At 46.0% G+C, this 12,157-nt stretch carries 11 protein-coding genes and 2 pseudogenes; 5 read left to right on the forward strand and 8 right to left on the reverse strand.

Annotated elements, in window-relative coordinates:
• Positions 1 to 75 precede the first annotated feature (75 nt).
• Complete coding sequence (gene tetR, locus HBH39_RS17930) at positions 76 to 678, forward strand: tetracycline resistance transcriptional repressor TetR (RefSeq protein WP_000113092.1); 603 nt, start codon at positions 76 to 78, stop codon at positions 676 to 678.
• Positions 679 to 735: 57 nt separating this feature from the next.
• On the opposite strand, the gene HBH39_RS20015 is transcribed toward tetR, so the two are convergent.
• Positions 736 to 858: a hypothetical protein gene (locus HBH39_RS20015; RefSeq protein ID WP_001998389.1), complete on the reverse strand. Its 123-nt coding sequence runs from the start codon at positions 856 to 858 to the stop codon at positions 736 to 738.
• Here HBH39_RS20015 and HBH39_RS17935 point away from each other — a divergent pair.
• Entirely contained in the window at positions 857 to 2,350 is a 1,494-nt protein-coding gene (locus tag HBH39_RS17935; RefSeq protein ID WP_001120888.1) for an IS91-like element ISCR2 family transposase, read from the forward strand. The genes HBH39_RS20015 and HBH39_RS17935 overlap by 2 nt on opposite strands.
• A gap of 272 nt (positions 2,351 to 2,622) precedes the next feature.
• On the opposite strand, the gene HBH39_RS17945 is transcribed toward HBH39_RS17935, so the two are convergent.
• From HBH39_RS17945 to sul2, 3 genes are all read right to left on the reverse strand, one after another.
• On the reverse strand, positions 2,623 to 3,507 hold the full coding sequence (locus HBH39_RS17945; protein WP_014386803.1) for an Mph(G) family macrolide 2'-phosphotransferase: 885 nt from the start codon (positions 3,505 to 3,507) through the stop codon (positions 2,623 to 2,625).
• Between the two features lie 4 nt (positions 3,508 to 3,511).
• Entirely contained in the window at positions 3,512 to 4,735 is a 1,224-nt protein-coding gene (gene mef(C), locus HBH39_RS17950; protein WP_085286200.1) for a macrolide efflux MFS transporter Mef(C), read from the reverse strand.
• A gap of 287 nt (positions 4,736 to 5,022) precedes the next feature.
• Positions 5,023 to 5,838, reverse strand: a complete 816-nt coding sequence (gene sul2 / locus HBH39_RS17955) for a sulfonamide-resistant dihydropteroate synthase Sul2 (RefSeq protein ID WP_001043260.1) — start codon at positions 5,836 to 5,838, stop codon at positions 5,023 to 5,025.
• A 470-nt stretch (positions 5,839 to 6,308) separates the two neighbouring features.
• On the opposite strand from sul2, the pseudogene HBH39_RS17965 reads away from it, so the two are divergent.
• Positions 6,309 to 7,292 (forward strand): annotated as a pseudogene (locus HBH39_RS17965) (DUF4158 domain-containing protein); the annotation flags it as partial.
• On the opposite strand, the gene HBH39_RS17970 reads toward HBH39_RS17965, so the two are convergent.
• The 4 genes and pseudogenes from HBH39_RS17970 to umuD form a co-directional block, all read right to left on the reverse strand.
• Positions 7,281 to 7,820 carry a hypothetical protein gene (locus HBH39_RS17970; protein WP_180824602.1) on the reverse strand — a complete coding sequence of 180 codons (540 nt, stop codon included), beginning with the start codon at positions 7,818 to 7,820 and terminating at the stop codon, positions 7,281 to 7,283. The pseudogene HBH39_RS17965 and the gene HBH39_RS17970 overlap by 12 nt on opposite strands.
• A 4-nt stretch (positions 7,821 to 7,824) precedes the next feature.
• Positions 7,825 to 9,036 (reverse strand): tyrosine-type recombinase/integrase, encoded by a 1,212-nt coding sequence (locus tag HBH39_RS17975; RefSeq protein WP_226083541.1) that lies wholly within the window; start codon positions 9,034 to 9,036, stop codon positions 7,825 to 7,827.
• Positions 9,037 to 9,426: 390 nt separating this feature from the next.
• Positions 9,427 to 9,660 (reverse strand): annotated as a pseudogene (locus HBH39_RS17980) (translesion error-prone DNA polymerase V subunit UmuC); the annotation flags it as partial.
• A gap of 7 nt (positions 9,661 to 9,667) precedes the next feature.
• Positions 9,668 to 10,117, reverse strand: coding sequence for a translesion error-prone DNA polymerase V autoproteolytic subunit (gene umuD / locus HBH39_RS17985; RefSeq protein WP_008844764.1), 450 nt, complete (start codon positions 10,115 to 10,117; stop codon positions 9,668 to 9,670).
• Between the two features lie 639 nt (positions 10,118 to 10,756).
• On the opposite strand from umuD, the gene HBH39_RS17990 reads away from it, so the two are divergent.
• Both HBH39_RS17990 and HBH39_RS17995 read left to right on the forward strand, forming a co-directional pair.
• Positions 10,757 to 11,665, forward strand: a complete 909-nt coding sequence (locus HBH39_RS17990) for a 3'-5' exonuclease (protein ID WP_008844765.1) — start codon at positions 10,757 to 10,759, stop codon at positions 11,663 to 11,665.
• Positions 11,666 to 11,738: 73 nt separating this feature from the next.
• The gene (locus tag HBH39_RS17995; protein WP_040522712.1) at positions 11,739 to 12,038 is read left to right on the forward strand and encodes a hypothetical protein; all 300 of its coding nucleotides are present in this window, start codon (positions 11,739 to 11,741) and stop codon (positions 12,036 to 12,038) included.
• Positions 12,039 to 12,157 lie beyond the last annotated feature (119 nt).

The raw sequence follows: 12,157 nt of genomic DNA on the forward strand, positions 1-12,157 counted from the left end.
TTTCTCTATCATTGATAGAGTTGGAATATATCCCTATCAGTGATAGAGTGTCAATAGAAAAAAAGAGAGGGCAGTATGGCGCGATTAGATAAAGAAACCATCATCACAGTGGCATTAGAGTTGCTAAATGAAGTGGGAATGGAAGGGCTGACAACGCGAAAACTAGCTCAAAAACTGGGCGTAGAGCAGCCTACACTATATTGGCATGTGAAGAACAAGCGCACATTGTTGGATGCATTATCTGTTGAAATGCTAAAGCGTAATCATCGTCATTCATTACCCGCAGTTGGGGAAACGTGGCAACAATTTTTACGTAATAATGCATTGAGCTTTCGTGATGCATTATTAAGTTACCGTGATGGCGCAAAAGTGCATTTAGGGACTCGCCCGAGTTCAGACCAATATGACACCGTAGAAATGCAGTTGCAGTTTATGGTGGACAATGGTTTTTCATTAAAATGTGGGTTATATGCAATAAGCGCGGTTGGTCATTTTACGTTAGGTTCTGTGTTAGAGCAGCAAGAACATATCGCAGCACTTAATGATAGGCAACAAATAGCAGATGATACGATGCCTCGACTATTAAAAGATGCTTTGCAAATTATGGATCAAGATGATGGCACAGAGGCTTTTTTATTTGGTTTAGAAGCATTGATTAATGGTTTCGAAAAGCAGTGATAAGGTGTCTGTGTTTTTAGGCTCGCACAATAGGGGGGATTTGTGCGAGTGGTGGATTTATTTAGAACATTGTTTTTCAATTTGGCGTTTTTGTTCTACCAATTTTTTAGCTGTTGCCATCGCGAGTTGTTCATCGGCTTGCATTTTTGCTAAACACAGTATTGCAAGGACGCGGAACATGCCTCATGTGGCGGCCAGGACGGCCAGCCGGGATCGGGATACTGGTCGTTACCAGAGCCACCGACCCGAGCAAACCCTTCTCTATCAGATCGTTGACGAGTATTACCCGGCATTCGCTGCGCTTATGGCAGAGCAGGGAAAGGAATTGCCGGGCTATGTGCAACGGGAATTTGAAGAATTTCTCCAATGCGGGCGGCTGGAGCATGGCTTTCTACGGGTTCGCTGCGAGTCTTGCCACGCCGAGCACCTGGTCGCTTTCAGCTGTAAGCGTCGCGGTTTCTGCCCGAGCTGTGGGGCGCGGCGGATGGCCGAAAGTGCCGCCTTGCTGGTTGATGAAGTACTGCCTGAACAACCCATGCGTCAGTGGGTGTTGAGCTTCCCGTTTCAGCTGCGTTTCCTGTTTGCCAGCCGGCCCGAGATCATGGGGTGGGTGCTGGGCATCGTTTACCGCGTCATTGCCACGCACCTGGTCAAGAAAGCGGGCCATACCCACCAAGTGGCCAAGACGGGCGCGGTCACCCTGATCCAGCGTTTTGGATCGGCGCTCAATCTGAATGTTCACTTCCACATGCTGTTTCTCGACGGTGTGTATGTCGAGCAATCCCACGGCTCAGCGCGTTTCCGCTGGGTCAAGGCGCCGACCAGCCCAGAGCTCACCCAGCTGACGCACACCATCGCCCACCGGGTGGGTCGCTATCTGGAACGGCAAGGCCTGCTGGAACGGGATGTCGAAAACAGCTATCTGGCCTCGGATGCGGTGGATGACGACCCGATGACACCCCTGCTGGGGCACTCGATCACTTACCGTATCGCTGTCGGTTCACAGGCGGGGCGAAAGGTGTTCACTTTGCAAACTCTGCCGACCAGTGGTGATCCGTTCGGTGACGGGATTGGCAAGGTAGCCGGGTCCAGCCTGCACGCCGGCGTGGCGGCCAGGGCCGATGAACGCAAGAAGCTCGAACGGCTGTGCCGGTACATCAGCCGCCCGGCGGTATCCGAGAAGCGGCTGTCGTTAACACGAGGCGGCAACGTGCGCTACCAGCTCAAGACGCCGTACCGGGACGGCACCACGCACGTCATTTTCGAACCATTGGATTTCATTGCAAGGCTGGCCGCCCTGGTACCGAAGCCCAGAGTCAACCTAACCCGCTTCCACGGGGTGTTCGCACCCAACAGTCGGCACCGGGCGTTGGTCACGCCGGCAAAACGGGGCAGGGGCAACAAGGTCAGGGTGGCTGATGAACCGGCAACACCAGCACAACGGCGAGCGTCGATGACATGGGCGCAACGGCTCAAGCGTGTTTTCAATATCGACATCGAGACCTGCAGCGGCTGCGGCGGCGCCATGAAAGTCATCGCCTGCATTGAAGACCCTATAGTGATCAAGCAGATCCTTGATCACCTGAAGCACAAAGCCGAAACCAGCGGGACCAGGGCGTTACCCGAAAGCCGGGCGCCACCGGCTGAGCTGCTCCTGGGTCTGTTTGACTGACGAGCCTGAAGGCCAACGATACCAATCAAAATGCTGCGTTCACAGCGCCGCGGCAGGGATCCGCCGTGCTGGTTGTCGGAAAAGGAGCCGCTAGTGGGAAAGAGGAGGGTAAATTTTCAGCGTTGCTGGCTCCCCGTCAGCCGGATTGGGTTGCATCGCAGGGGTGTCGAAAGAGTCAACTGCGGTCCAAAGCTGTTGGACTTGGGTGAAAAGGGCGTTTATTCTTCCTATACGTTGACCCGATTAAGGTGTCAGCCCCTACTAAAAAAAATCTACTCAACACCTAACTGTAATTTTGCAGAACTAAGATGAATTTCATCTTGTGTTTCTAAAGCAAAATATCCATAAGCTAGAGGTGCGGCAGCAGCTCGTTCAACTGCTTGTTCAAACAGTTTATCCCATACTTCTCCACCTTGTTTTTCGTATGCCGCAATTAAATTTTTCAGACTTTCTTCACCGAAAACAGTAACGTGACCTGAAAAATCTTGTGCTATATCGCTGACTTGTGCAGTTGACCAATCAATAATTCCACAAACTTCTCCATTATGATGAGTAAGTGTATGACCTGCATACAAATCACCGTGAATGAATTTTGTAAAATTCGGCCATAAGGCATCATTATCCAGCCATTTTTGGTACCGAAGTTCTAATTCGGCATTTATCCCTAATTCAGATTTCACCAAAATCAATCTTTCAGAAATCTCATTTCTAACCTGTTCAGGTGTCAAAATTTTTAGATTATTACGAAGTACTTCTTCCGTAGGAATTGAATGAAGTTCTATAAGTGCTTTCGCTAATGATGGTATATAAAGGTCGTTTTCTTTAGACATATTCCAGGTTACTTCATAAGTCTCCGCATCATAAGTAAGTGCAGGTTTTCCATCGAGCAAAGGATAGGCTACCAGTTTTTCATTAGCTATACGCCAATCAGGAACTTGAACCGAAAGGTATTTCGACACCAATTGAAGAATGCGTTTCTCATTCGCAATCTGTTCGCCTAAGGTTGTTCTTCTTGGAATACGCAACAACCACTTTGTGCCATCCCTATCTGTAGCGAAACCAACCTTAAAATCAATTCCCATTTCATTAAAACTCATTTCATCCGAAAGAATTAACCCATTTCTTTCCGCTAATTTTTGAATATCTCTATTTTTCATTTTTTTAAATATTTTTGATTTTACCTAATTGCATTAAGTTGCGAGTGCTAAACGAAAGAATACCCACAAGGATTGCCAAACAACCGCTTATGATAAACGTAATGTTTACACCAATAACTTCTGCAATCAGGCCTGTGAATAATAAACCGATTACACTTGGCAAAACTGCCAAACTATAATAAAGTGAAAATACACGTCCTAATTTTTCAGGACTTACCTCTGTTTGTACAATTGCTGTAAAACAGCCATTGAAAACAGACAGGCTGATACCGCCAATGGCTGTTACCATCACAAATCCTACAAACCAACTTGCAGGTAATACACCACTCAAAATAAATGTAAGTCCCAATAATACATACATAACATTGACTGCGACTACTTTTGAGCCTTTCAATTTGAAAATACTCAGGATGACACCGCCAATAAGCATACCTCCGCCCCAAACCACTTCTACAATTCCTATCTCCCATTTTCCTCCTGCAAAATGCCCTGTTGTGAGCAACGGAAACATAATGGCAGCTGGCATTATAACAAAGGTTATCGCCATTGCATAAAGAAAAAGATAACGCAAACCTTTGTTTTTTGAAACAGTCTGAAACCCTTCCGAAAATTCTGTAGCAATAGAATGTGCAGACGATTTTGACTTCGCAACCACATTGGGAATTTTCACCATCACGAGTGAAAGAATAGCCAGCAATGCTCCAATCAAATCCAAGTACAATACTTTTGAAATAGGAAGATAAGCAATGGCTAATGTGCCAATGGCAGGACCACCAATACTGCAAACCGAATGTAACACCTGATTAATTCCTGCTACCTTTATCAATTCATTTTGGGGTACAATCAGCGGAGCAATTGCCTGTAGTGCCGGAGCGTGAAAAGCATTACCAACAGAGCGTAAACCCAATAAAATGTATATCCATATAAGATTAACATTTTCATTTTGTAAAATGACGAGTAACAAAAGGGCACAGAGAGCTATAAAAGCATCCGAAAAAATCATTACATATTTACGATTGAGACGGTCAACATATACACCTGCTATTAAGCCTATCAATGCTTGAGGCAACATAGCTGCTATTCCTGCGTAGGCTAAAACTTCGGCTGACTTGTACTCCAGACTAAGCCATATAACAATAGCAAACTGAACAGCATAACTTGTAAGCATTGAAGCAAACTGTCCAGCCCATATAAACATATAGGTCTTAAACCATTTACGGTTTTCCATAAAAACTTGATTAAATTATACAACAAAATAATTGTAGCATAATACTAATAGAGTACTATACCATAAAAGTGGGTTTTGAAGAGAATTACCCTAATAATTATTTAATCCAAGGCTTTGCCACGTGTTGTATACTTTTTGGAAGTGAAGCCACAAAAGTACAAATTATTATCTCAAAAAATAAGCTATTTTATCAAAATTAAGCCCAGCAGCTAACATGAACTCGGGTCGCCCTCAAAGGGGACATGCCTGCTGAACCGCGAATATAGAGAAATATCCCGAATGTGCAGTTAACGAATTCTTGCGGTTTCTTTCAGCGCCGCCAATACCGCCAGCCCGTCGCGCAAGGGGCGCGGCTCGTGTGTGCGGATGAAGTCAGCTCCACCTGCGGCGGCGGCAAGCTCTGCAGCGAGTGTCGCGGCCCCGACATCCCCCGGACCACGGCCTGTGAGCGCGCGCAGAAAGGATTTGCGCGAAACAGACAGAAGCACCGGCAAATCGAAGCGCAGCCGCAATTCATCGAACCGCGCCAGCACCGAGAGCGAGGTTTCGGGAGCAGCCCCCAGAAAAAACCCCATGCCGGGATCAAGGACAAGGCGGTTGCGTTTGATACCGGCACCCGTCAGCGCCGCGATGCGCGCGTCAAAGAACGCCGCAATGTGATCCATGATGTCGCCAGCGGGTGCCTCGCGCCGATCTGCCTGCCCGTCTTGCACCGAATGCATAACGACGAGTTTGGCAGATGATTTCGCCAATTGCGGATAGAACGCAGCGTCTGGAAAACCGCGAATATCATTGAGATAGGCCACACCACGCGACAAGGCATAGGCTTGCGTCGCGGGTTGATAACTGTCGAGCGAGACGGGAATGCCATCTGCCTTGAGCGCGTCCAGCACCGGCGCGATACGCGCGATTTCTGTGTCGGACGAAACAGGCGCGGCGTCGGGATTGCTGGATGCCGGACCGAGGTCGATCACATCTGCCCCCTCGGCCATCAGCTTACGCGCCTGCGCAATGGCTGCGTCTGGCGCCAGATACCGGCCTCCATCGGAGAAACTGTCCGAGGTTATGTTGACGATGCCGAAAATGATGAGCGATTTATTCATGGGGGCTTCTATAATAATAATAATCGAGCATGAGTCTCATACGGATGCTCGGGTCGAAAGGGAATCCCCAGGCGAGTAACCTGTTTGCGGTGATCCATTAGCTGCAGGAGCAGAATAGCATACATCTGGAAGCAAAGCCAGGAAAGCGGCCTATGGAGCTGTGCGGCAGCGCTCAGTAGGCAATTTTTCAAAATATTGTTAAGCCTTTTCTGAGCATGGTATTTTTCATGGTATTACCAATTAGCAGGAAAATAAGCCATTGAATATAAAAGATAAAAATGTCTTGTTTACAATAGAGTGGGATACAGACACGCTTGATATGTTTGGAGATGGGGTTCTAGGGATTTTCCCCTCTAAAAAGACTTAATCCTCTGTAGACCACACCAATAAATGGCTGCGGAGGTGGGTTACTACTTATAAGTGTGGCAAATTAGGTAAATATCGTACATTTAATACGGAACAGCCCTGATATGGCCATCAAAAACGAAATTACTATTCTCACGAGAGCAGAACAGGCAGATCTTTATTCCCCACCCATTTTTTCAATCGAAGAACAACGTCTGTACTTTTCTCTGAACGATGCGGAATTGGCAGTTTTTCGGTCAATTCGTCTCAGAGCTCATAGATGTTACTTTGTCGCGATTTTGGGATACTTCAAATCAAAGCCCGTCATCCTAGATATCGCTTACTCGCAGGTTTCTAAGGATTTAATGTTCATCAGTAAAGAGCTGCTTGGCGGCAAGGGGCTCAGACCATTCACTCCCTCACAAAAACAAAAAGATCGACTCTACGCAAAAGTATTAGACCTTGCTGGTTATCACAAATGGGACGAAAGTCAGCACTTCAATTCTCTTTTCGACCACCTTGTTCAGGTGGGCAATGCCTGGCTGGAGCCGCGTTACCTCTTTGATACTGCTATTGAATTCCTAACCAGTCACAGCATTGCTATCCCTAGGTACACCGTACTCCAGAGACTGATAAGCAGAGCGATGCAGCAGGTCAGAAAAGACCTGGCGCACCAACTTAATCAACTCACCAGTCCTGAACTTCACGTCTTTCTGGACAGCATAACAGCCATTGATGACGGACTAAGCCTGAACCAGCTCAGAGGCGGTGCAAAAAGTCTGACCGTACCTGAACTTAAAAAAGAGCTTGCCCTTTATCATCAGTTAGCGCCATGGCGCACGCAAATCAATGGCGTTATCGATGGGCTTAATCTGTCTCTTAAAAATCGACAACACTTCGGTGAGCTCATCAACTATTACGGTAGTAAACTCAAACGATTCAAACGCGCACAGCAGCATCTATGGTTGCTATGTCACCTGACAGAGCGGATACAACTGGCACTGGAACGGTTAACTGATGGGTTCATTTACCATATCCGCAAGCAACAAGAAGCTGCCAACACCTTTGCACAACAAGCAGTGTTCCTGTCCTGGCAGTCAGCCGCGGACTGACACATCAAAATCAAGCACTGGAAGCATCGAGTCGAGATTCATCTTTTTTTGAAGAGCTGAGGATTCCAACAAACCAAACTCTTCACCATTATGATACTGAAATTGGTATTTTTTAGGCTCACTAGCAATGTCAACTAAGCGCCGTAACTCACCTGAGTTACCAGCGTAATAAAGATATCCAGCCTGACTAAAAGGGTCGAACTTCTTAATGTCGCAAAATGCAATGTAAGTCTTTAAGGCGCTTAATTTAACTACTAGAGACCATGCATTGGTTTCATTTTTCTTCTCTTGATCAACCCATCTTTTTAGCTTTTGCATTCTTTCCAGTCGAGAGGGTTTAGCTAATGGTTTTTTGGGATCACACTGTTCATGACACCAATAAATAAAATTGTGTCTTGTGCTGTTTAGCACCCCTTCTGGCCGTATATCAACGATCAAATCTAATGAAGTAACATTTTTCTTAGTAATCGGCGGAGCGGGTGATTTATTTTGATTTCTCGATGCTGCTAATCGACTTTTTGCCATATCATCACCTCAGCGATTGTTGTGCGAATTGATTTTTACGCTGAGCGAATTCCAACCATGTTTTATTGTCATTCATGTAGTTAACGTATTTTTGAGTGGTAGAGGTGCTTTCATGCCCCATCAAATCAGCCAGCTCCTGTAACAAAGCCTCGAAGGGCTTACCTGTTTCCATATGTTTGCTGTACAGCCAGTCGGTTGCGAAAGTGGCTCGTAAGTCATGAGGGGCAAAATAAATATCAAGCCCACAGTGTGTCAAATCATTGCGGATAGTTTCCACATACTTTTGAATGGTGTTTGGAGCGTAGATATTGCCATTCGATTTAACGAATAAGTGGTTATGGCGAAGTAATCCTTTTTCAATAGCCTTCTTCCTCGCCTTACTTAACTTGTACTCGTACAACAGATCCATGACACTGGCTGGGATTTCAATTGTTCTGTTTTTTTTGAACTTGGTTAAGCAACCGTTAATATTCTCACCAATTTGCACCTTAACTACTTTAGCTTTTGGCTTGTCCACGACAGAGGCAGGAAATGTTATTAATTCCTCCAATCTCAATCCCGTTTCAGTTTTTAAGTACACCATTAGGGCTTTAGTGTCAGATGAATTTTCAATATCAAGGTGTTTATAAAGCTCTTGTTTTTCATCTTCACGAAGTGGGTTAAGCTCTCGAATATCAGCATCTTGAGGTTTTTTTATGTTCTTAAATGGTCTAGTGAGACCTGTGGTGTATACAATAATTTCCTTACTGTGACTGCGATTGAGATGTGAGAGCATTTCATGTTGTGCTCTGTTTCCTTTGTTGCTTATGCGAACAGTCTTTGCCTTAAACTCAAATGGTCGAAAGGTTTTGCTGATTGAAATGATCCGCTGGCGATGAAGGAAGATGAAGTAATTGACAACTTTCAAAACATAGTTAGAGGCTGTACTTGGAGAACCACCGACTTTTCCAGTTTCATCCTTGGTATAAAGGTTTTCCAATAAATAGTCTCGATATCTCACGATTGGACTTTCCTCTACCTTCTCGGTGCAGTCATATATTGTTAACGGAGGTTTTTCATCAACCAGAAGGCCAGTCCTTGGGTGTGTATGTTCGGGGATTTCCGTGCTCAACCACCGATAGAAGCTCAATAACGCAACTGCATGGGATTGAATCGTCTTATCGGAGGATATATCTGGATCTGCCAACAAAGAGTGAAGATATAGATTCACTGGCACCACATTGATACCATCGGGGTCTATTAAAATTGGAAGTTTATGAGCAAATGGTTTTGAGTTGTCCCTAACGTCATGGATGATCTCGCCACTGTCTGTCAGGGTGTGGCCTACTTATAAATGAGGGATATTTCTCCGTACTAATCCACATAAGACAATAGTCAAAGCCGAAGTCATCTGGAAACGACCTATTTTGTTCAATCACATTAACACCTAAATCATCCGTTATTCACACTGCTAAGCCTTCCCCCAGGGGGTTACGCGTTCATACATCTACTTTTTCAAGATATTTCTTAACCAATAGTAAAAATTGTAACCACCCCTCATCTCGACGTCTAATTTATACAACCTGAAACATTACAACATGTGATGTCTAAAGTATTTCCCAACTGTAAGCGCATAGTTGGACGAGAATGCCAAAATGCCATGGCGCTGCATTTCAGCTTTGATTTGAAAGACGGGTACGCCCATTTTAATACCGAGTAACTTAGCTTCACGCGACCGTGCAACCACGCAGCCGTCATTGTTGGACAGCACCACAATCGGCGTATCTTTTAAATCAGGACGAAACAGCTTCTCACAACTGGCGTAAAAGTTGTTGCAGTCCACCAAGGCAAATACTGGCATGGGATAGTCACGACTTACGGCGTATGTTTCGCACCACATTGGTGACCACACCAAATATCTCTAACTCTGTCCCTTCAGGAATATGAATGGGCTCATACACCTGGTTTCTTGGGATCAGCATGACGCACGGCCTTAGTTGAAGCTCCTTTACCGTGAGTTCACCATGGATGCCAGCGATGACAATGTCACCGTGTTCGGCTTGGACAGAGCGATCAACCACCAGAATATCATCTGGGTGAATCCCGGCATCAATCATTGAATCACCTTCAACACGCACAAAGAACGTTGCAGCCGGTCGCTTGATGCACAGCTCGTTGAGGTCGAGCGTTTGCTCAACATAATCCTGCGCTGGTGAAGGAAAACCAGCAGAAACACGTTCCATGAACAATGGAATACGAAGGCGCTTGGCTTTGATGAAGGCAAGTGCGCCGCTACGGCCTATCAGCGAGACACTCATGACGAACCTCGAAAAATCATAATTAATACTGTTTGTTTATACAGTATCTAATGCTATGCTGATTTCTACAAGTAAAATTGTAGGTAAAACTGTAGTTGTTCGAGTAAGACGTTGTGTCGTGGGTGATTTATTTCTTGTGTTGAAAAGCTTGATGTGGGGATTGCTCGCCCTCGTCAAAGCCTGCAAGGCTTGGACAATACTGCTTCTGCCTACTGCTCTTGTTTCTGTTACTGATCCTGTTACTGCTACTGGTTAACGCATGGGTCAAGTAACCGTCAGACAAGGCTTGTTGGACCCTTCGCAAAGGGTTTCAAAACAGTTAGTAAAATTCTGTTTCGTATTGAATTTACTGGCTTAAAGGGAAGTCAGGAGCATCATTAAAATGCTCAGTCGAACTCAGTTAAAGCCTTTTTCAACCGTTTGAAAAGGGGTTGGCTAAGCCATACGTAAAGGGTATTGGTAAGGGTTACCTAAAGGGTTTAGCTAAGGCTTTCTGAAAGGCTTAGCCAAAGCCTTCATACATGGGTTCACCCAGTAGAAAGATTAAAAAAACGCTGAGGTATCCAAGGTGCATTTTGAAAAACCTGTGGCACAGTGAAATAACCCAAAGCGAACAATAGAATTGAAGAGGAACCATCAATGACAAGAGCCCCTGCGCCATTTCCGCTAGAGCGCCTCGCGGAGATCCCAGAAAGACCAGAAGATTTTAGATTGCTGGAGCGCATTCCATTAACGCGTGAACCGCAGTCCTGGCCACTTGAACTTTCTCCTGTGGTCGGTGATGAACAGCCAATGGTGCTGCTCGATACAGAGACAACCGGACTGTCTGCCGATGACGAGTCCATTATTGAGCTTGGTATGGTTAAGGTGCTTTACAGCCCATCAGCTATGCGGATTGTGTCGATTGTTGATGTGATCAGCCTGTATGAAGATCCCGGCAAGCCAATCCCCGAGCTGATCACCGAGTTAACCGGTATCACCGATGATATGGTGCAAGGCCAGCGCATTGATGATGCAATTGTAGCGAGTTGGTTATCCGATGATCCGCTGGTGGTTGCACACAATGCACAGTTTGATCGTCCTTTCTTTGAAAAGCGGTTTGCTGCATTAGGCCATCTATCTTGGGCCTGTTCAGCCAGTGGCATAGATTGGAAAGCACTGGGCTTTGAAAGTAGAAAGCTTGAGTACCTGCTGCTTCGCTTAGGTTGGTTCTATGAAGGACACCGAGCTGCAACCGATTGTTTGGCGATGGCCTGGTTGTTCTATTTGTTGCCCGAGTCCGTTGCAAACTTGTTGTCTGAAGCAGACAGGCGAACTGTATTAGTTCGTGCGTTTGGTGCGCCGTTTGACGTAAAGGACTATTTAAAAGAGCGCGGTTACCGTTGGCATGACGGTGTTAAAGGTGCCAACAAACATTGGTGGCGCGAAATCAGCGAAGACGAGCTGCCGCTGGAGCAAGCTTACCTGGATGATTTGTACCATCGTGGCTCAGAACATGCCCACTATGACTACAAAGATGCCCGCAATCGATTTAAAGCTTTGTCATAGCCTCTTGCATATTTGAAAACCTCTGGAAAATGGAAAGTGAACTCATGGTTTAACCAACAAGAGGAATCTTTCCATGTACCAAGACAGCTACATTGAATACTGGGGCGAAATCTTCGTCTCTGCCCGCATCATTGAATTTGGCATCACGTTCGAGCGCTTTCTTAAAGATCCATGGAAGCATTTGATGTCCTGTGGCCAAGAGTCTGCCCCAGACGCGATTGCTGAAGGGATGCTGCCATTGCTGCCAGCTCAGGCAGAAGTTGCCAGGCGCATTCGGGAGAGTGAGCAACGAGCCCTGATGTCCACATACTCGGAAAAAGGGAAGTCTGAAAGCAGTAACATCGTGGTGCCACTGGTTCGGGTAGCGCATTGATAGCGGCTACCAGCAATGGCATGAAACAGTGTCTTCACGCCCATACCTGAGCGGCAATTGCAATCCAGATCAAAAAGTTGCCGCTTAGTCTTCCCTACAAAATAATTTGTGATAGGATG

The sequence above is a fragment of the Shewanella aestuarii genome (genome assembly GCF_011765625.1).
Classification (GTDB): Bacteria; Pseudomonadota; Gammaproteobacteria; order Enterobacterales; family Shewanellaceae; genus Shewanella; species Shewanella aestuarii_A.